The organism is Streptomyces sp. NPDC032472, assembly GCF_040636955.1.
Classification (GTDB): domain Bacteria; phylum Actinomycetota; class Actinomycetes; order Streptomycetales; family Streptomycetaceae; genus Streptomyces.
The window spans coordinates 16,350-35,279 of the sequence record NZ_JBEZVK010000034.1 but is presented as its reverse complement, the minus strand read 5'-3'; the positions used below and the strand labels follow the sequence as shown (position 1 = coordinate 35,279).

Below are 18,930 nucleotides of genomic sequence, written 5' to 3'. Positions count from 1 at the left end.
GCACGGAAAAGCCGAGGAGCGGGTGGCAGATCGCCACCCGCTCCTCGGCTTTCCGGATCCTCCGGGGCCAACAGCCCTACGACACCAGGATCGGGATGAGCAGCGCCACGCACGCGGTCAGGCTCCACAGCGCGGGCGCCGCGCTCAGCGTCTGCTCGTGACGCGCCGCCGCCCGCGCCGCGGCGGCCTCGCTGCGGGACTGGTGCCACGGGCCGACCCGCTCCTCCAACCGCTGGTACACCAGGCCGAGTACGGCGCCGTAGGCGAGGTGGCCGACGAGCGAGGGGAAGGACCCGGCCAGCGCGGCGGCGTCCCACCGGGGCGCCTCGCCGAGCAGTACGGGAAGCAGCGTCAGATTGCCCAGGCACCACCACAGGAAGCCGTACGACACCCCCCAGCCGATCCCCGAGGCCGGGTCGAAGCTGCGCCGGCGGAAGAAGACCGCATACGTGACGCCTACGACCTGCGAGATCAGCAGGTGGATGACGAGGCCCACGGCCTCGGACTCCGAGCCGCCCAGAGCGGCGACGGTCGGCAGGAAGCCCACCGCGACCATGACCCCGGTGAAGACCGCGCCTCCGGCCAGGCCGGCGATGACGCCGTGCCAGACCGAGATCACCCGCCCACCGACCAGGCGTCCATCCAGCGCGTGCCGTACGTCGTCCGAGAACACCGCCCGCGACAGGCCGCCCATCCAGCCGGTGAGCAGGGCCGTACCTGCGCCCGACAGCAGGAAACCGGGCAGGGACACCACCGCGGTACGCACCGCGTCCGGCGTCCACTCCAGGCCCCGGCCGGCCAGCAGGGGCGCGACCGTCACCGACGCGAGCACCCACCACGCGAAGCCGAAGGCGGCGCCGCGCACCAGGGCAGGGCCACCGCCCTCGCCGGGGTCGCCGAAGACCACCGCGTACGAGGCGCCGAGCACCACCCCGACGATCAGCCCGTTCCAGCCGAGCCCCAGGACCGGGGCGACGACCAGCCCGGCGACCGACGCGCGCACCAGGATTCCGGGCCCGGTCCGGTGCTCCCCGCGTGCCATCAGGGCGAGGACGGCGGCCGTGACCGCTCCGTACGCCAGGTGGCCGAGCAGGCTGGGGATCAGCGCCTGCGCCGTCGACACGTCCCAGGCCACCGGCCTGCCGAGCAGGAGCGGCAGCAGCGTCAGCGGCCCGAGGAACCACCACAGCACGCCGTACGCGAGCCCCCAGAACAGCAGCTCGCGCTGGCGCGCCACGAGCAGCCCGAAGACACCCCCCACGATCGCGGCGATCAGCAGGTGAACGGCGAATCCCACGACGGACGAGTCGGTCCTGACGATGGCCGCGACGGTCGGCAGGAATCCGATCTGCACCATCACCCCGCCGAAGACCAGTCCTCCCGCGAGGCCGGCCAGGGCTCCGAATCCAGCGTTACGCACGACGGTCCTCCTTCTTCGACACAGTCGAGGTGGTCGACAGGGCGATGTCCCTGGGGAAGACGAGGTCGAGGGTCCAGTCGGCGAGGACCCGCAGCCGCTTCTCTGCACCGGGCAGCTTGCTCAGATAGACCCCTCGCCACAGGACCCAGGCGAGGAACCCGGAAACCCGCCGCCCGCCGATCTCGCCGGCGGCCGTGCGGTGCCCCAGCGAGACCAGCACGCCGAGCCCGCCGAAGCGGAACGGGACGGGACGGCGGCCACCGAGGACCGCGGCGATGTTCCGCGCCACCGCCTTGCCCTCGCGGATTGCGTGCTGAGCGGTCGGCGGGTAGAAGCCGCCCGCCTGGTCGGGGATCCGCGCGCAGTCGCCCAGAGCCCACAACCCGGGTACGCCGGGGACCTGCAAGGTGGGCTCCACGGCGAGCGGCCCACCAGGCCCACCAGGCCCACCAGGCCCACCAGGCCCCTGCACGACCTGCCGCACCAGCGGGTTCGGCCGGTTGCCCGCCGTCCAGGCCAAGGTGCGGGTCGGGATGGTCTCGCCGGAGTCGAGCGTGACGTCCTCGGCGGTGGCCCTGCTCACCCGCGCGCCGAGACGGAACTCGATGCCCCGCCCGCCCAGTTTGCGCTGGGCGTAGAGCCCGAGCTCCGGCGACAGCTCCGGCAGCAGCCGCTCCCCCGCGTGCACGATCACGAACCGGGGCCGCAGCCCGTGCAGCCGCGGATAGAGGTGGAGTACGTCATGCACCAGGTCGAAGAGCTCGGCCACCAGCTCCGTACCGGCGAAACCGCCGCCCGCCACCACGAACGTCAACAACCGGGCCTGCTCGGCCGGCTCCGGCTCCAGATCGGCCCGCTCCAGCGCGCCCAGGACCTGGTTGCGCAGCGCCGTCGCGTCCTCCACGGACTTCATCGCGAAGGCGTGCTCGCCCACGCCCGGAAGGTCGAAAAAGTGCGCCACCCCGCCGACCGCGAGGACCAGATGGTCGTACGGGACGCGGAGCATCCCCTCCTTGCCGGCGGAGACGTACGCGCTGCGCGCCTGCGTGTCGATCGAGGCCACCCGCCCGTGCAGGAAGGAGGCGTGGTCGAGCCCGACACGCAACGGGGCGCTGACATGCCTGGCCTCCACCGTGCTGGAGGCGACGCCGACGAGGAGCGGGGTGAAGAGCAGGAAGTTCGAGTCGCTGATCAGCGTCACATGGGCGTCGAGCCCACGGCCGATCCGCCGGTCCAGTTCGCGCGCGGCCCCCACCCCGCCGAAGCCACCACCGACGATCACCACGTGAGGTCTGGCCCGCTGGGGCGCCGGGCGGGGCGGGCGCCAGGCCGCCAGGGCGCGGAAGGCGAGCCCGGCGATCGCGCCGAACAGGGCGGCCCCGACGAGCTCGGGGAAGCGCGACACGGCCACCGCGATCGTCCACGACGGCGTGTCCCCCTCAAGGAGGGGAACGAGGGTGAGGGTCCAGGTCACCCAGTCGAGCAGGCCGATGAGCAGACCGACGGAGAAGGCCGAGCCGTTGCTCTGCCGGTGCTCGCCGAAGAGCAGGCCGAGCACGGCTCCCAGCACCGTCGTGTGCCCGGCCCACTGGATCCACGGCGGGTCGGTCACGACGGCGACGATCGCACCACCGGGCAGTCCGGCGACGACGCCGAACAAGAGTGTTCTGAGCAGAGTCATGCACGTTCAGTGTGGGCGCGCCACACGAGCGTTACACGTCGCTACACGTCCCGCTGCCAGTCCCGGAACGCGGAGAGGAGGTGCTGCCTGGCGTCCGACGAGATGCCGTCCGGGGTCAGTTCGCCCGTGGCGGCGATCGTCTGCCGGAACTGGTCGAGGTAGTTCTCGCACCCGGAGCACTCCGCCAGGTGCTCGACGAAACGCCGCTCGTCCCCTTCGGACAAGGCGCCGTCGAGAAACTCCGTCACCAGCTCCACGAAGTCGTTGCAGTTCACGCCCGTCCCCTCCCGCCCGCGACGTCATGGGCATCGGACAAGTACGACTCCAGCTTACTGCGCAGCAGGGCCCTGCCCCGATGGAGGAGGACGCGTTGGTTCCCAGGCGAGATCTCCAGCAGGGAACACACCTCCTCGGAGCCGTACCCCGCGACATCGCGCAAGGTGATCACGGTACGGAGGCGGGGCGGGAGCTCGTCGATCGCCTCCGCGATCACCTCGCGGACCTCGCCGCGCAGCACGTGGTCCTCGGGGATGTGCCAGGAACGCGGTTCCTGCCCGGCGACCCAGTGTCCGGCGTACCGCTCGCCGGGGGCGCGGAAGCGCTCGGCGTCGACCGTCGGCCCTTCCTCCTCCTCCGGCAGCAGACTGGCGAAGGGGACGGTCCTGCTCTCCTTCGTGGCACGCGCCTTGGCAGTGTTGACGAGGATCCGGTACACCCACGTCTTCAGGGACGCGCGGCCCTCGAAGCCGTCGATGCCCCTGATGACCGCCAGCCAGGTGTCCTGGACCGCTTCCTCGGCGGAGTCCTTGGTCGACACGAACGACATGGCGAGCCGGAGCATGCCGCCCGACCAGGAGTCCAGGACCAAGGCGAACGTCTCCTCGTCACCGTCGCGGAGGCGCTGCACCAGGACCTCGTCCGGAGGCAGTTCGCGTGGGCCCGCCATTGTTCTCTCCTTGCCGGACGTCAACTGGAAGCGCCAGCCTAGGGCAGCGGTACGAGTGCGGACATCCGGGGGTGCGTTCGTTCTTCTCTCGGTAAGAAGCTTCACGGCCGGCGGCCGCTGAGGTCAGTCGCGCGGCATGCTGCGGAACGCCCCGAGGAGTTGATCGCGTGCCGCAGCGGGCAGGCCCGGGCCGGGCAGCGCGCCCACAGCCGCGACGGTCTGCCGGAACTGGTCGAGGTACGTCTCGCAGCCCTCGCACCGCGCCAGGTGCACGAGACAACGCAGCTCGGTCGGCTCACCCATGCAGCCGTGGAGGAACTCGGTCACCAGCTCCACGAACTCGGCACAGTTCATGGCACCTCCTGTTCTCGTGCGGCCGACGAACGGTCGACTCCTCACCGGCTCATCCCGGTGAGGAGTTCGACGCCTATCATGCTCCTGTCGCGGCGCCGAACCACCGGGGCAGGGCATCGAGCAGCTCCGCCTGGTTCTCTCCGACCGAGGCCACATGGCCGTCCGCGCGCAGCAGGACGGCAGGGGCGCCCTCATGGGCTTCGTCAACCACGGACGAGGCGGGACCGGAGAGCCGGTAGCCGCGCTGCTGCGGCCCGGAAACGCGGGCAGCAACACCGCCGCCGACCACATCATCGCCACCCAGCTCGCCCTGGCTCAACTTCTGAAACGTCACCGGCGCGGGCGGAACATTCTGATTCGTACCGACTCCGGCGGCGGCACCCACGAGTTCGTGGCCTGGGTCGCGAAGCGGGGCCGGTGGCCGTTCGCCACCAACACCACCGACGTCCCGATCGCCGCCCTCGAACTGCGGCACCGCCAGCGGGCACGGGCCGAGGACCGCATCCGCGATGCGCGCGCCACCGGCTGCGCAACCTGCAGCACCACCCACCCCGGGACCGTGGAAACCGGCGCACACTCGACGCGACAGCCGGACCATCGGCCTACCCGTCACCGACCCGACAAGCGGAACCGGGCCCCGGAGAATGCGGCGACCCGTCACGAAAGACCGGGGCCAACACGGTGATCTTTCATCAGGCGGCCGACATCGCGATGGTGGTGCGCCACACGAACGGACCCAGCGTGGCCAGGTCCCCCGCCGATCTCGATCGGAGCCCGTGGCACCGCGCAGAGCGTGACGTCGTGGTTCGCAAGGTGGATGACTGAGCCGTCGAAACCGTCAGCTATCGCCGAGCAGGACGGGCACCCTGCCACTGCCACCAGGCCGTTGATCAGGACAAATGGAGAAGTCTCACTGGAGCACTAAGGCCTGAGGACGATCTTGCCGTGGGTGTGGCGGCGTTCGAGCTCGGTGTAGGCCTCGCGGACTTGCGTCAGCGGGTAGACGTTCGCGATGGGCACCTCGAGGTGTCCGTCGGCGATCAGGCCTGCGAGCTCGGCGAGCACCTCGGCGCCCGGCCCGGCCGCGACCCCTCCGTCGGTCTTCACCCCGTGCTTCTCGGCGGCCGCGAAATCGGCGATGGTGTCGATCCGATCGGTCGCGACGCCGAGGGCGAGGGCCAGCTCGACGTACCCGTCGCCGAAGGTGTCGATGAAGGCGTCCACCCCGCTGGGCGCGGCGGCCCTGATGCGGTCCGCGACGCCCTCGCCGTACGCGACCGGGATCGCGTCGTGGCTCTTCAGTCACTCATGGTTGCTCTCGCTCGCCAAGCCGATGACCGTGGCCCCGGTACGGCGCACGAGCTGGACGGCGTGTACCGCCCCCCATGCGGTGACGCCGACGACGTACAGGCTGCCGGCCACCTCCCATGAGACCTTCTCCGGCTTGTGCGTGAGGTCACCGGCCTCGACCAGGACCAGCTCGGCCTGGGAGGCCCGCTTCTGGTTGAATCCGATCACCTCGTCGCCGGGCGGGACTCTGGCTACCCCGGCGCCGACCTCCTCGATGACTCCGGCGAGGTCGCTGCCCTGCCCGGACGGGAACGTCGACGGGAACATGTCCGCCAATGCCCCCGTGCGGATGACCGCCTCACCGGGGTTGGTGCCGGCCGCTTTCACGCGTACGAGGACCTGCCCGCCCCCGGGCACCGGGCGTTCCACCTCGTCGACCCGCAACACGTCGATCCCGCCGAGCTCGTCGTACCTGACCGCCTTGGGCGTGATCTCTCTCCTTTGGCTTGCTGAAGCCGGCAGGGGTGTGGGCTAAGCCCGCCGGAGTTCGAGCACGGGAATGATGCGGATTCCGGCAGTCTGGCGTGCGTACTCGGCAAAGCCGACCTCGACGGGGGCCGGTCGTCGACCCGCAGTGACGTGTCGGGCGCCTCCGTCCCGGCGGTGATGCCGCGTCAGCCCAGCGCGCGGTCGAGGTTGAAGGCGGCGCTGATGAGCGAGAGGTGGGTGAAGGCCTGGGGGAAGTTGCCCAGCTGTTCTCCGGTCGGGCCGATCTCCTCTGCGAACAGACCGAGGTGGTTGGCGTAGGTGAGCATCTTCTCGAAGGCGAGCCGGGCCTCCTCCAGCCGGCCTGCGCGGGCCAGCGCCTCCACGTACCAGAAGGAGCAGATCGAGAAGGTGCCCTCGGGGCCGCGCAGGCCGTCCGGGCTGGCGGTCGGGTCGTAGCGGTATACCAGCGAGTCGGAGACCAGGTCCGTGGTGAGGGCGTCCAGGGTGGAGAGCCACTTGGGGTCGGTGGGCGAGACGAACTTCGCCATCGGCATCATCAGCAGCGAGGCGTCCAGTACGTGGTCGTCCAGCCCCTGGACGAACGCCCCTCGCTCGGCCGACCAGCCGCGCCGCATGATCTGCCGGTAGATCGCGTCCCGGGACTCCCGCCAGCGGGTCAGGTCGGCCGGCAGACCGCGGCGGTTCGCCATGCGCATCGCGCGCTCCAGCGCCACCCAGCACATCAGCCTCGAGTACACGAAGTTCCGCCGGCCCGCCCTGGTCTCCCACACCCCCTCGTCGGGCTGGTCCCAGTGCTCGCACAGCCAGTCCACCACGGCACCGACCTCGTCCCAGCGGTCACTGCTGATCGGCTGCCCCCACTTGTCATAGAGGTAGATCGAGTCGATCAGCGCACCGTAGATGTCCAGCTGGAGCTGGCCGGTGGCCGCGTTGCCCACCCGGACCGGTGCGGAGCCGAGGTACCCCTCCAGGTGCGGAAGCTCGTATTCGGGCAGCTCGGTGCGCCCGTCGATGCCGTACATGATCTGCAAGGGACCGGTCTCCCCCCTGCCCCGCAGGATCCCCCGCTCGGAGAGAAAGCCCATGAACGCCTCGGCCTCCGAGGTGAACCCCAGACGCAGCATCGCGTAGACACAGAAAGCGGCGTCGCGGACCCAGACATAGCGGTAGTCCCAGTTGCGCTCGCCGCCGATCTGCTCGGGCAGGCTGGTGGTCGGTGCGGCGACGATCGCACCGGTCGGCGCGTAGGTGAGCAGTTTCAGCAGCAGCGCGGAGCGGTTCACCATCTCCCGCCACCGCCCGTGGTAGCGCGAACTGGCCAGCCAGTGGCGCCAGAACCGGACGGTCGCCTCCGCCTGCTCCTGCGCCTCGGCGCGCGGGCACGCCCTGGGCGGGACGTCGTCGCGGATCTGGTCGAGGGCGAACACGTGGGACTCGCCCTCCAGGAGCTTGAAGTGCGACCACACGTCCAGGCCGTCGATCTCCAGGGGTGCGGTGGCGGTCAGCGCGAGCGTCAGCGACGGGGAGCGGAACACCGCCGTGTGGCCTTCGAGGTGCGTGGTGTGCGCCTCGGCGCCGTAGCCGAAGCGGGGGGCGATCCGCGCCCTGAACGGGAGGCTGCCGCGGACGCAGAGCACCCGCCGGATCAGCCGGTGCCGGGCCGCCTCGCGCGACTCGTCGACCACGGGCATGAAGTCCTGGATCTCCGCCACCCCGTCCGCGGCGAAGAACCGCGTGATCAGCACGTTCGTATCGGGGAAATAGAACTGCCTGGTCCGGGTCGGGACCTCGGCGGCCAACTCGAACGACCCGCCCCGGTCGGCGTCGAGGATCGACCCGAACACGCTGGGCGCATCGAAGCGCGGGCAGCAATACCAGTCGATGGTGCCGTTCGTGCCGACCAGGGCGGTCGTACGGAGATCCCCGATCAGGCCGTGATCGGAGATCGGGATGTACCGGCCGCCGTCGGCCTGCTCGAAACCAGTCGTATCGAACGCCATACCGGCCTCCCTGGCGCTGCGGCCCGGGCCTGGAGATGAATCCGTGCTTTTCATGCTAGACCGCCACCCGTTGCAGGACTCGGCGGCCGGCAATCCCCCGGGTCAGTGATCGGCGGCGGGCGCGGCCGGGCGAAGGCCTCGGCACTGTGCGCCGTCGCCACGCCGTCGGGTCACTCGGTCGCGCTGTTGAGGGTCGTTCTTCGACGTCGTGGTCACCCCGCAGGCCGCCGCAGGAACCAGGCTCGCCTCACCCGTCGACGTCGTCGACACCGCGCCGGCCGCCCTCGACCGCAGGGACCCGCCGCCCAGCGTCATCGCAAGGCGCATGAACCGGACGATGACCTCCCTCGGCCCTGACACGGCCGGGCCGCCCGGTACGGCAAGCCACCACCGTCCACCTGGGACTCGGACCGTTCACCCTCCAGGCTCGGCGCTCAAAGCAATGTCCAGGATCGTCTTGGCGGCTCGCCGGGCATCCGTGAACACCTGCGCGTCGTTGCAGGAGGCTGCCAGCGCATTGGCGCCTTCGAAGATCACGGCGAGTTGCCTGCCAAGGGCCTCCGGGTCGGCTGCTCCGGCCTCTGCGGCTGTGGCCACGAGGCGATCGCGGAAGGCTTGCTTGTGTCGTTGTGCCAGGCGGGCGACCTCCGGGAGTTCTCCGGCGCCCTCGATGACGGCGTTGTGGAAGGGGCACCCGCGAATGAGCGCCGACGGGTCCCCCTCCAGGGGGTTGAAGATCGCCAGCAGCCGCTGGGCCGGGGGGAGGCCGTCGCGCTCCAGCTCTGCTTCGGCGGCGATCGGCGTCTCGGATTCGAACCGGCGAAGGTACTCCTCCACCAGCGCGTTCTTGGTCGGGAAGTGAACATAGAAGGTGCGGGGCGAGACGTGCGCGGCTTCGATCAGCGCCGCTACCCCGGTGGCGTGGATGCCGCGTGTGTAGAAGAGCTCCTCCGCCGCCCGCAGGATGCGCTCACGCGCACCGCGCCCGCCGCGGACCGCCCCGCTGATTGGTGTCGTTGCCCCCATACCCATAAGTATAGCGAACGCTTTACATCCGACACCGAGCGGCGTAGCGTCGACAGTATGTAAAGCGATCGCTATACATCGATGGGGTTCAGTGGCCTACGACCAGCTCCTGCCCGCCCGAGCGTCGATCACGGGCAGGCCTGAAGGGAGACTCCTATGACACGGTCCTACGCGCAGGCGCCCATCACGACGGTGTCTGCCGCCAACGGCATCGAGTACGCGTACCGCGAGGTCGGCGAGGGCGGTGTGCCGCTGGTCCTGCTCATGCATTTCCGGGGCAACCTCGACAACTGGGATCCCTCCCTGGTCGACGCCCTGGCCCGGAGCCGGCGCGTCATCGCTTTCGACAACACTGGCGTCGGCCGGTCCAGCGGCAGGACACCGAGCACCGTCGCGCAGATGGCGTTGGACGCCATCGCCTTCACCGACGCCCTGGACCTGGCCCGGGTCGACATTCTCGGCTTCTCCCTGGGCTCCTTCGTGGCCCAGGAGATCGCGCTGATCCGGCCCGCGCTCGCACGGCGCATCGTGCTCGCCTCGGCGGCACCGCAGGGTGCACCCGGCATGCACGGGTGGGCGAAATGGGTCATCGACGCGGTGGGCGAGCCGGAGATCGTTCCCACTTCGGTGCTCGACGTCTTCTACACCCGTTCGCCGGAGAGCCGGTCGGCCGGCGAGAAGGCCATGGGTCGCATGTTCACCCGGGAAGAGCTGGACGCGCCCACGACGTGGCAGACGCGCCAGGCGCAGTACGACGCGGTCTCCGCCTGGGGCATCCCCGGCTTCTCGCTCCTGGAGCGGGTGACCGCGATCCAGGCACCGGTGTTCGTCGCCAACGGCGACAGCGACCCCATGATCCTCCCCCGCTACTCCCACCTGCTGGCCGGACTCATCCCCGGCGCGGAGATCAAGATCTACCCGGACGCGGCACACGGCTTCCTCTTCCAGCACCACGAACAGTTCGCCGGTGACGTCGTGCACTTCCTCGACCGCCCGTGAACAGCCTTGACGCCCACACCAACTACACGACCGCATGCCCTCACCGAAGGGAAGACCATGTCCACCATCACCGACATCGGCCATGACGTGTTCGTGGCGGACCCGCTGCCGATGAACGGTCCCGGGCCGCTGCCCAACGGAGAGCCCCGCACCTTCCAGCCCCTCGCGGTCACCCTGATCCACGGCCGCCAGGACGCCGTCCTTGTCGACCCGCCACTGGCCCTCGAGCAGGCGGAGCAGGTCGGAGACTGGGTCGAGGCGAACGGGAAGCGGCTGACGCACATCGTCGCCATGCACGGCCACGGCGACCACTGGTTCACCGCCGGGATGCTCGCCGAACGCTTCGGCGCCCAGGTCGTCACCACTGCAGGCTCCATCGCACAGATGCACAACAACGTGTACGCCCGGGAGGTGCTGTGGGACGTGATGTGGCCCGGCCAGATCCCCCCGTCACGGCCGTCACCGTGCCCGGCAACCGACTCACCCTCGAAGGGCACGACCTCGACATCGTCGAAGTGGGGCACGCGGACAGCGACGACAGTGCGGTGCTGCACATGCCCGACCTCGGCCTGGTCGTGGCCGGCGACGCGATCTACAACGGGGTCCACATGTACCTCGCCGAATCAGCCGACGGCGACTTCGGCCCCTGGCGCCAGGCCGTCGACACCATCGCCGCGCTGAAGCCGCGCCGCATCGTGGCAAGTCACCAGAACAAGAACCTCGACGACGACGCGGCACGGCTCATCGCCGAGACCCGCCGATACCTGGACGACGCCGAGGCCGCCCTGGCCGCGCACGACTCCCCCGCCGACTTCTTCGACGCGATGCTGAAGCGCTACCCGGAACACCTCGGCCCGACCGTCCTCTGGGTCAGCGCACGTGCCCTCTACCTCGCCCGTGAGGGCGGCGACCCGGTGCAGAACCTCGTCGCAGCTTGGACGCTGTAAGCCATCCGAAGCCGCTACCAGGATGGGCCGCCCGAGCTCAACGGTTCAGCGGAGCGCAGGCCCTGGCCGCTGCCCCACCCCGAGCCTGCGGCAGTCCCCTGCGGCCGTGCACCCCGTACACCCCGTACACCCCGTGCACCCCGTGCACCCCGAGCCTCCGCAGCGGACCCTGAAGACCGGGGTCAAGGGCAGGGACGCCTTCATCCAGAAGAGAGTTCGAATACAAGTCGGCAGTGAGTCCAACTACCGTGGAGCCCGGGCAGGGGTCGTACCAGCTAGTCGGGGCTACTCAGCCGTGGACACCCAGCCAACCCGGCCGTGGACGAAGGATTTGACCGAGCCAGGTTGCCGGGGCCGCGGAATCACCACCGCGCCCTCCGCGCTCGCCTCCGCCACACCGCTCGGCGAGGAGCTCCGATGCGCGCATGTTCATACGTATCTGCCAGTGCTGTGGAGCCCCGGGCCAGGGACCTGCCGTCCACCCACGAGCAGACGGAATCGCCTTGACGCTGTTGCGTGGCTGTCGAAGGCGTTGCGACACCACCCCGCATCACCAGGCCGCCGTCGACCGTGAGTACCTGGCCCGTCAGCGCGGCGGCGTCCTCGCCGACAAGCATCGCCACCACAGCTGCTGTGTCGTCGGGGGTGAGCGGCCGGGGCAGCGCCTGACGCGCCGCGACCTCCTCGAACTCCTCAGCCGGCACGACGCCGGTAGCCGGACTGCGAGTCAGCCCCGGGGCCACCGCCGTGACTGCGATCCCGTGGCCGCCGAGCCCGACGGCGAGGGCGTGGGTCATGCCGATCAACGCCCTTTGGGACGCCACGTACGCGAGCATGTGCGCGCCCGGGGGACGCCAGAACGTGTTGGAGACGATGAAGACCACCCTGCCGAAGCCCCGCTCACGCATCCCCGGCGCGAACGCCTGGGTGAGCAGCAGCGCCGACTCGACGTTCACGGCCTGGACCTGACCCCACAGGTCGAAGTCGAAGTCCTCGAACGGTCCGAAGGCGACCATGGCGGCCGAGTGGACCAGAACATCGCACCTGCCGTAACTCGCTGGCTCCCAACGGTCTCAGTAGACGCTGCTCAGCGCTCCTCTCACTGCCGAACCATCGGCACTCAGGCTGCCCACCTCAGCGACCTGCCGCCACAGAGAATCCGTCTGCCAGCACAGCCAGCCAAGTCTCTTCACGCACCATCGTCCAAGACCTGCTGCCGGCTTCAGCGATTGCCGCCCGCTATCAAGCTGTTCGGCGCGCAACCCGAGCTGGTCGTGCTCAGGTGGCCGTTTCGATGGGCTCGAGGACGGCCTCGACGTCGACCACGACATCGACCATGGGGCTGACGACCACGCCGCCGCGGTCGACCACATCGTCCCAACTCACCCCGAAGTCATGTCGATTGATACGCGTCGAGGCGGTGAAACCGGCGCGTCGCCGGGGCCCGAGGTCCCGCCCCTCCTCCCACCAAGGCGTATCCCACTGTCCCAAGTAGGTGACGTCGAAGGTTACGGGGCGCGTCACTCCACGCACCGTGAGATCTCCGGTCACCTCGAACTCGGTTCCGCTCACCTGATGAATGCGCGACCCGACGAACGTCCACGTCGGGTGGTGCTCGACATCGAAGAAATCGGCACTGCGGAGGTGGGCGTCGCGCTGGGGCTGACCGGTGTACACCTGGGTCGCGTCGACCGTCGCCTCGACGCGCGCCTTCTCCGGGTCGTCGGGATCGACCTCCAGACGGCCGTGCACGTTCTTGAGCTGCCCGCGCACGTAGGTGACCATCATGTGCCTGGCGCGGAACTCCGCCGCGGTATGACCGGGCTCGAAGAACCACTTGGTCATGGCCATGTGCGCCCCTGTTTTGCCCCTTCAACCAGGACGGATCCGATGGCGGTCACGGAGCGCGTACGGCAGTGCGGTGGGCCGACGTGTCCGCGGTGCGTCACCGGTGTTCGTTCACGCCCTCAACGATGAGGGAGACGCCGATGCCCAGCATCCAGACGTCCTTGGCCAGCGCGGTTCCCTGCTCGGTCGGGCGCAGGCTGCCTTCCTGCCGCATCCCCGGTGTGCGCACGTAGAGCCCGAGGGTGCCCACGGAGAACGCGGTGAGCGCAACCCCGGCGACAGCGGCAGGGACGACCGGCAGGAGCAGTGCGGTGGCAATGGCCAGCTCCCCGGCGGAGAGCAGCCGGACGAACCTCTGGGCGTCCTGCTTGCCCAGGAACGGGTAGGTCGTGGCGGCGAACTGCTGCATCCCCTCGGCGGTGGCCTCGTCCGCACCGAGTTTCGAGAGCCCGGAGTTCAGGAAGAACGCGCCGACCGTGAGCCTGAGCGGAAGTTGCCGTGCTGCGGAACATCGTGCCCAACCGAATGCCATGCCGAGCCTCCCAACATTGGCCCCGGATACAACCCTGCCATCCGTTCGAAGCATGTCAAACGGGGGCCGGTTCTCCCCCACCCGCTGGCCCCGGAGCCCCGGAGCCCCGGAGCCCCGGGCCAGGTCAGTGCAGGTGAAGCTGCCAGTCCGGCGGGACTTTGCCCTGCGGCCCCGGGGTCGGCTGTGAGGCCGGGTGTGAGGTCGGCGGCGCCAGTGGCGGACCCTCGTAGTACTGCTCGGTCTCGATGTTCCAGAACCAGGATTCGCCGGGCTCGAAGCTCGTCAGGAAGGCGTGCCCGGTCATCCGGGCATGCTTCGAGCCGTGCTGCGAGGGCGAGGAGTCACAGCATCCGATGTGCCCGCACGCTGCGCAGCGCCGGAGGTGGAACCACCAGCCCGGTCCATCGCCTGCCAGACACTCCACGCACCCGTCCCCACTCGGCGGCGCAGTGAGATCAATTCCTGGGATCTGCTCCTGAGGCATGCGCTGCCCCTCCCTGGCGAGGCTTCGCTCGAATGCCGTTTCGGACGGGTTTCGGCACTTGCAGCCGAAGTCGCGACGGTTGAACCCCTTCCTTCACCATAATCGGCATGGATCAGGCTCGCAGGTCATGGCAGCAGCTCAGTGCAGCGGACCCGCGCTCCCCATCGGTCGCAGGGCGCGGGCCCAGTGCGGGGCCCTCCCGTAGCGGGGCAGGTAGCGCGGCATCAGGTTCAGCAGGCCGGCCATCGCGGAAGCGCCGGCGAACCACAGGATCAGGATGGTCGAGACGTCGTAGACCGTGCCGAACGCGGAGCCGATGTACACGTGGGCCAGGTAGGCCAGGGCGCGGCCGTTGGCCTCGCCGCCGGGCTCGAACGGGGCCGGCGGGATCAGCAGCGTGGTGATGAAGCTGGAGGTGATCAGGAAGGCGCTCATGATGATGGCCGCGGTGGTCAGCAGCTTCTTCGCCCCTCGGATGGTCAGCCGGTCCGCGAGGCCCCCGATCACGACGCCCGCCACGACGACGGAGGTCACGCCCGACGCGTGCACCGCCTCGGCCAGGACGTACGCGGCGTACGGGGTCACCAGGGTGATGACGGTCTCCAGTACGGGGTCCTCGGTCCTGCGGCGGATCAGGGTCACCACCCCCGCGACCGCTCCTCCGATCAGGACGCCGCCGTCGGCGAGCAGAGCGAACTCGCCGCCCGCCGCCTGCCAGGAGAGGCCGGGGGAGGCTGTGGCGACGACGACCGCGACCCGGAAGAGGACGAGCGAGGTCGCGTCGTTGAAGAGGCTCTCGGCCTGCACGAGGACCTGGACCCGGGGAGGCAGGGCGAGGCGCCGGCCGAGCGCTGTCACGGCCACCGGGTCCGTACTCGCGAGGACGGCGCCCAGGACCATCGCCATCTGCCAGGACAGCAGGGTGAGCAGCGAGGCGACCGCGCCGACGGCGGCCGCCGAGGCCAGCACGAGCCCCACCGCGAGCACGCTCACCGGCTTCCACACCAGACGCATTTCCCGCCAGGGCAGTTCCTCGGCGCCGACGTACAGCAGGGGCGGCAGGACGACCAGGCCGATGGTCTCGGGGCTGACATGGATATCGGGAGTACCGGGCACCAGAGCGACGGCCATCCCTGCGACAACGAGCAGCGAGGGCGCGGAAATACGCCAGCGGCGGGCACCCGTGGCCACCACCGTGGCCAGCACCACAAGGATCAAGACCGTACCGACGCTGCGCATTCCGCCCCCACCCGAATCGACGCGGACCATGCGGTCCCACGACGCCGACCAGGCTTCCCGGCACACCGCCTTCACCCTATCGATGGAGCGGGCGTCAATACACCGTCAAAGTCCCGGCCGAGTGGCGTCAGGAGTCCGTAAGGGCCCTTTCGTTCAGGTCCTCGCTGCTGTTCGCTGGTGAGGTTGAGGACGCATGGAGGAGTCGGGGTCGGTTGAGAACGGAGAATGTCGTAGGCATCGTCGTCGCGGTCAGCATCGTCGGGTACCTGGTCCTGGCGTTGTTCTTCCCCGAGAAGTTCTGACATGACGACCACGAACGAAACGATCCCGGTGACCACACCGGGACAGCCGGTCCTGCCGCGAGGAAGACTCAAGGTCTTCCTCGGCGCGGCTCCCGGAGTCGGAAAGACCTACCGGATGCTCGACGAGGCGCACCGCCGGGTGGCCCGCGGCGCGGACGTGGTGGCCGGCTTCGTGGAGTGCCACCGACGCCGGCACACGGAGGCGAAGCTCCACGGACTCGAACGCCTCCCCCTTGCCGATTGCACTTACCGGGGTGGACGGTGCCCGGAGTTGGACCGGGAGGCACTCCTTTCCAGGCGTCCGCAGGTGGTGCTGATCGACGAACTCGCCCACGCCAACGTGCCCGGGGGCGACCGGCACGTGAAGCGCTGGCAGGACGTCGAGGAGATCCTCGCCGCCGGGATCGACGTCGTCACGACCCTCAACATCCAGCACCTCGAGTCGCTGAGCGACGTCGTCGAGAAGATCACCGGGGTACCGCAACGGGAGACCGTCCCCGAAGAGTTCGTGCGCCGCGCCCACGAGATCGAGCTGGTCGACATACCTCCCGAGGGGCTCAGGCGCCGGATGGCGCACGGCAACATCTATCCCCCGGAACGGATCGACGCCTCCCTCGCCAACTACTTCCGTCCCGGCAACCTCATCGCGCTGCGGGAGCTGGCCCTGCTGTGGCTGGCCGGCCGCGTGGACGAGGCCCTCCACAAGTACCGGGCCGAGCACGGCATCGGGACCGTCTGGGAGACCCGGGAACGGGTCGTGGTCGCCCTCACCGGCGGGCCCGAGGGCGAGACCCTGATCCGTCGTGCGGCGCGCATCGCCGGCCGGTCGGCGGGGGGCGAGCTGCTCGCCGTGCACGTCGCACGGAGCGACGGGCTCGCCGCCGGCGTCTCCCACGCGGCACTGGCCGGGCAGCGGGCCCTCATCGAGGGCCTCGGCGGCAGCTACTACTCGGTCGTCGGGGACGAAGTGCCCATCGTGCTGGTGGACTTCGTGATGGCGGAGAACGCCACCCAGCTCGTCCTCGGCACGAGCCGCCGGCGTCGGCTGGAACGTTTCCTCACGGGTCGCGGGATCGGCGAGACGGTGGTCGCCCTGTCCGAGGACATCGACGTCCACATGGTCACGCACGAGCACGCCGGCCACGGCCGCCTCCTGCCGTCCCGTCGCCGCACGCTCCCCACCTCACGGCTCGTCGCCGGACCCGTGGCCGCGCTGGTGCTCCCTGTACTGCTCACGCTCGTCCTCGACCGCATGCGCGGCACGCTGAACCTCACCAGCGAGGCCCTGCTGTTCCTGGTGACCGTCGTGGCCGTGGCATGCATCGGCGGAGTGACCTCCGCCCTGCTCGCGGCGCTGACCGCGGCCCTGCTCCTCAACTACTGGTTCATGCCGCCCATAGGCGAATTCACCATGAGCGACCCCGACAGCGTGCTGGCGCTGGTGGTCTTCGCCGGTGTGGCCGCCACCGTGGCCGCCGCAGCCGACAGGTCCCTGCGGCTGTCCCGCCGCTCCGCACGCGCCACGGCCGAGGCGGAGACCATGTCCTCCCTCGCCGGAAGCATCGTCCGCGGCGACCAGACCATCCCGGCCCTGCTGGAACGCACCCGGGAAACCTTCGGCATGACCACCGTCGAACTGGCCCCGCAAGCTCCCGACACCGACGGCTCGCCGGATCCCGCCCTGGTGGTCGCCGCCGGGCCCGGGGCCTTCCTCGTCCTGCGCGGCCGTACGCTGCCCTCCTCCGAGCGCCGGGTCCTGGCCGCCTTCGCCGCCCACGTCGGCGCTGCCGTCGAACGGGCCCGCCTGGCCGAGGTCGCCGCCGAGGTCGAGCCGATCAAGGCCGCCGACCGGCTGCGCACCGCCCTGCTCCGGGCCGTCGGCCACGACCTGCGGACACCACTGGCCGGGGCACTGGCCGCCGTCACCTCCTTGCGCGCCCCGGACGTCGACTTCTCCGCCGAGGACCGGGCCGAACTGCTGGGCTCCGCCGAAGTGTCCCTGAACCGGCTGAACCGCCTCGTCGAGAATCTGCTCGACCTCAGCCGCCTGCAGGCCGGCGCCCTCACACTCGACCTACGGGCGACCACCCTCGAGGAAGTCCTGCCTGCCGCCCTGGACTCCCTGGACCCGATATCGGAGGACCGGCCGCCCCTCGATGTCCAGGCCCTGGAAGCCGTACCGGCGCTGCTGGCCGACCCGCCCTTGCTCGAACGCGTACTGGCGAACCTCGTCGGCAACGCGGTCCGCCACGCGCCCGCCGACCGCCCCGTGCTGGTCACAGCCAGTGCGCTGGCCGAGCGGGTCGAGATCAGGATCGCCGACCGGGGACCCGGGATCGACGCCGACGACCGCGAGCGTGTCTTCGAGCCCTTCCAGCGCCTCGTGCGACCGCGACAACACCGCCGGACTCGGCCTCGGGCTCGCTCTGGCCCGGGGCCTCACCGAGGCGATGGACGGCACACTCACCCCCGAGGACACGCCCGGCGGGGGCCTGACCATGGTCCTTTCGCTGCCCGTCGCCACCACCGATGTGCCCGCAGGACGGCGCTGATCCGCGATGTCCTCGACCCTCCACCTCCGAGCAGGACTCGGGCAGCGCTCCCAGCACTTGGTCATCTGCGGCAACGCCGGGCTCGTACACCGCCTGGCGCAGGAACTCGACGCCGTGAGCGGCGAGGCCGTCACCGTCGTGCTGGACGGGTCCTGCGCCATGAGGGCCGCGTCGTGCGGTCACCACCCGCCGCGGTCTCGACGTCCTGATGACCGGCGTCCAGCCCCGACCGGCGGAGCGCCGGCCTCGCCCGGACAACTGAGCTCGTGCCTGCAACACCACTTTCACCATGGGGGATCAATGTCATTCGATGAGGAATGGGCGGAGCTCAGGTCAGCCGCGGCCGAGAAGCAGACCGCGATGCGACTCAATCAGCTCGATCCCGGAGGCGGCGGCGGACCGGGGCCGCAGGGGGACCTTGTGGTCACCCAGAAGGATCTGGCGGCCGTCGGCGACGCAGCGTTCAAGCTCCGTCAGAGGCTCGGCACCGACGGGGACCACGCCAAGGCCAGTACGTACGAGGCGGCAGGCTCCCTGAAGAAGGACTTCGCACTGGGTGCGGCCCTCTCGACGGTTGCAGACAAGTGGCACGACCAGGAGGGCACGTTGTTGGACGCCTGCGCCCACATCTCCCAGGACGTCTTCCGCCTCCGAGAGAACCAGCTGAGAGCCCTCTCCGAGGAGTGGGCCAAAGCCAACCCCGGGCACAGCAACGACCCCTACACTCTGGAGAACGAGATCGACTTGGCGGCCGTGAACGGCAACAAGCGCGCCAAGGGACTGGCGGGCACCCCGTGAGG

16 protein-coding genes and 5 pseudogenes are annotated in these 18,930 nt (G+C 70.0%); 6 read left to right on the top strand and 15 right to left on the bottom strand.

Annotation, left to right across the window (positions count from 1 at the left end; all coding sequences use genetic code 11):
* Window positions 1-76: 76 nt before the first annotated feature.
* From AB0F11_RS23035 to AB0F11_RS23015, 5 genes are all read right to left on the bottom strand, one after another.
* Entirely contained in the window at window positions 77-1,420 is a 1,344-nt protein-coding gene (locus AB0F11_RS23035) for a hypothetical protein (protein WP_362176773.1), read from the bottom strand.
* Complete coding sequence (locus AB0F11_RS23030; protein WP_362176770.1) at window positions 1,413-3,101, bottom strand: NAD(P)/FAD-dependent oxidoreductase; 1,689 nt, start codon at window positions 3,099-3,101, stop codon at window positions 1,413-1,415. The genes AB0F11_RS23035 and AB0F11_RS23030 overlap by 8 nt, the downstream gene beginning before the upstream one ends.
* Window positions 3,102-3,142: 41 nt before the next feature.
* The gene (locus tag AB0F11_RS23025; protein WP_362176767.1) at window positions 3,143-3,376 is read right to left on the bottom strand and encodes a zf-HC2 domain-containing protein; all 234 of its coding nucleotides are present in this window, start codon (window positions 3,374-3,376) and stop codon (window positions 3,143-3,145) included.
* Complete coding sequence (locus tag AB0F11_RS23020; protein WP_362176764.1) at window positions 3,373-4,047, bottom strand: sigma-70 family RNA polymerase sigma factor; 675 nt, start codon at window positions 4,045-4,047, stop codon at window positions 3,373-3,375. Before AB0F11_RS23020 ends, AB0F11_RS23025 begins: the two co-directional genes overlap by 4 nt.
* 123 nt (window positions 4,048-4,170) lie before the next feature.
* Complete coding sequence (locus AB0F11_RS23015) at window positions 4,171-4,401, bottom strand: hypothetical protein (protein WP_362176761.1); 231 nt, start codon at window positions 4,399-4,401, stop codon at window positions 4,171-4,173.
* A 199-nt stretch (window positions 4,402-4,600) separates the two neighbouring features.
* On the opposite strand from AB0F11_RS23015, the pseudogene AB0F11_RS23010 reads away from it, so the two are divergent.
* A pseudogene (locus tag AB0F11_RS23010) lies at window positions 4,601-4,927 on the top strand (transposase); the annotation flags it as partial.
* Between the two features lie 131 nt (window positions 4,928-5,058).
* Here the strand turns inward: AB0F11_RS23010 and AB0F11_RS23005 are convergent.
* From AB0F11_RS23005 to AB0F11_RS22985, 5 genes are all read right to left on the bottom strand, one after another.
* Entirely contained in the window at window positions 5,059-5,274 is a 216-nt protein-coding gene (locus AB0F11_RS23005) for a DUF899 family protein (protein WP_362176892.1), read from the bottom strand.
* A 48-nt stretch (window positions 5,275-5,322) separates the two neighbouring features.
* Entirely contained in the window at window positions 5,323-5,649 is a 327-nt protein-coding gene (locus tag AB0F11_RS23000) for a zinc-binding dehydrogenase (RefSeq protein WP_362176889.1), read from the bottom strand.
* Window positions 5,650-5,703: 54 nt separating this feature from the next.
* Complete coding sequence (locus AB0F11_RS22995) at window positions 5,704-6,135, bottom strand: alcohol dehydrogenase catalytic domain-containing protein (RefSeq protein WP_362176759.1); 432 nt, start codon at window positions 6,133-6,135, stop codon at window positions 5,704-5,706.
* A gap of 230 nt (window positions 6,136-6,365) precedes the next feature.
* Window positions 6,366-8,201, bottom strand: coding sequence for a glycoside hydrolase family 15 protein (locus AB0F11_RS22990; protein ID WP_362176756.1), 1,836 nt, complete (start codon window positions 8,199-8,201; stop codon window positions 6,366-6,368).
* Between the two features lie 414 nt (window positions 8,202-8,615).
* Window positions 8,616-9,227, bottom strand: coding sequence for a TetR/AcrR family transcriptional regulator (locus AB0F11_RS22985; RefSeq protein WP_362176753.1), 612 nt, complete (start codon window positions 9,225-9,227; stop codon window positions 8,616-8,618).
* Window positions 9,228-9,383: 156 nt separating this feature from the next.
* Between AB0F11_RS22985 and AB0F11_RS22980 the strand changes: the two genes are divergently transcribed.
* Together AB0F11_RS22980 and AB0F11_RS22975 are read left to right on the top strand one after the other, a co-directional pair.
* Window positions 9,384-10,226: an alpha/beta hydrolase gene (locus AB0F11_RS22980; protein WP_362176750.1), complete on the top strand. Its 843-nt coding sequence runs from the start codon at window positions 9,384-9,386 to the stop codon at window positions 10,224-10,226.
* A gap of 57 nt (window positions 10,227-10,283) precedes the next feature.
* Window positions 10,284-11,173: pseudogene (locus tag AB0F11_RS22975) on the top strand (MBL fold metallo-hydrolase).
* A gap of 362 nt (window positions 11,174-11,535) precedes the next feature.
* Here AB0F11_RS22975 and AB0F11_RS22970 read toward each other — a convergent pair.
* The 5 genes and pseudogenes from AB0F11_RS22970 to AB0F11_RS22950 form a co-directional block, all read right to left on the bottom strand.
* Window positions 11,536-12,216, bottom strand: a pseudogene (locus AB0F11_RS22970) (SDR family oxidoreductase); the annotation flags it as partial.
* 235 nt (window positions 12,217-12,451) lie between these two features.
* Window positions 12,452-13,024 carry a YceI family protein gene (locus AB0F11_RS22965; protein ID WP_362176747.1) on the bottom strand — a complete coding sequence of 191 codons (573 nt, stop codon included), beginning with the start codon at window positions 13,022-13,024 and terminating at the stop codon, window positions 12,452-12,454.
* A gap of 94 nt (window positions 13,025-13,118) precedes the next feature.
* Window positions 13,119-13,553 (bottom strand): MauE/DoxX family redox-associated membrane protein, encoded by a 435-nt coding sequence (locus AB0F11_RS22960; protein WP_362176744.1) that lies wholly within the window; start codon window positions 13,551-13,553, stop codon window positions 13,119-13,121.
* 124 nt (window positions 13,554-13,677) lie between these two features.
* The gene (locus AB0F11_RS22955; protein WP_362176741.1) at window positions 13,678-14,037 is read right to left on the bottom strand and encodes a UBP-type zinc finger domain-containing protein; all 360 of its coding nucleotides are present in this window, start codon (window positions 14,035-14,037) and stop codon (window positions 13,678-13,680) included.
* A gap of 162 nt (window positions 14,038-14,199) precedes the next feature.
* A pseudogene (locus tag AB0F11_RS22950) lies at window positions 14,200-15,276 on the bottom strand (cation:proton antiporter); the annotation flags it as partial.
* A gap of 212 nt (window positions 15,277-15,488) precedes the next feature.
* On the opposite strand from AB0F11_RS22950, the gene kdpF reads away from it, so the two are divergent.
* The 3 genes and pseudogenes from kdpF to AB0F11_RS22935 all read left to right on the top strand — a co-directional run bounded on the left by kdpF (window position 15,489) and on the right by AB0F11_RS22935 (window position 18,928).
* On the top strand, window positions 15,489-15,578 hold the full coding sequence (kdpF, locus tag AB0F11_RS22945) for a K(+)-transporting ATPase subunit F (RefSeq protein ID WP_362176738.1): 90 nt from the start codon (window positions 15,489-15,491) through the stop codon (window positions 15,576-15,578).
* A 1-nt stretch (window position 15,579) separates the two neighbouring features.
* A pseudogene (locus tag AB0F11_RS22940) lies at window positions 15,580-18,130 on the top strand (ATP-binding protein).
* Between the two features lie 300 nt (window positions 18,131-18,430).
* Entirely contained in the window at window positions 18,431-18,928 is a 498-nt protein-coding gene (locus AB0F11_RS22935) for a hypothetical protein (RefSeq protein WP_362176735.1), read from the top strand.
* The last annotated feature ends 2 nt before the right edge of the window (window positions 18,929-18,930 follow it).

Excerpts from the sequence above, each read along its gene's own strand:
- AB0F11_RS22990 (WP_362176756.1), bottom strand. The coding sequence starts at position 8,201 with ATGGCGTTCGATACGACTGGTTTCGAGCAGGCCGACGGCGGCCGGTAC.
- AB0F11_RS22935 (WP_362176735.1), top strand. The coding sequence starts at position 18,431 with ATGTCATTCGATGAGGAATGGGCGGAGCTCAGGTCAGCCGCGGCCGAG.
- AB0F11_RS23030 (WP_362176770.1), bottom strand. The coding sequence starts at position 3,101 with ATGACTCTGCTCAGAACACTCTTGTTCGGCGTCGTCGCCGGACTGCCC.
- AB0F11_RS22955 (WP_362176741.1), bottom strand. The coding sequence starts at position 14,037 with ATGCCTCAGGAGCAGATCCCAGGAATTGATCTCACTGCGCCGCCGAGT.
- AB0F11_RS23015 (WP_362176761.1), bottom strand. The coding sequence starts at position 4,401 with ATGAACTGTGCCGAGTTCGTGGAGCTGGTGACCGAGTTCCTCCACGGC.
- AB0F11_RS22965 (WP_362176747.1), bottom strand. The coding sequence starts at position 13,024 with ATGGCCATGACCAAGTGGTTCTTCGAGCCCGGTCATACCGCGGCGGAG.
- AB0F11_RS22960 (WP_362176744.1), bottom strand. The coding sequence starts at position 13,553 with ATGGCATTCGGTTGGGCACGATGTTCCGCAGCACGGCAACTTCCGCTC.
- AB0F11_RS22985 (WP_362176753.1), bottom strand. The coding sequence starts at position 9,227 with ATGGGGGCAACGACACCAATCAGCGGGGCGGTCCGCGGCGGGCGCGGT.
- AB0F11_RS23020 (WP_362176764.1), bottom strand. The coding sequence starts at position 4,047 with ATGGCGGGCCCACGCGAACTGCCTCCGGACGAGGTCCTGGTGCAGCGC.
- AB0F11_RS22980 (WP_362176750.1), top strand. The coding sequence starts at position 9,384 with ATGACACGGTCCTACGCGCAGGCGCCCATCACGACGGTGTCTGCCGCC.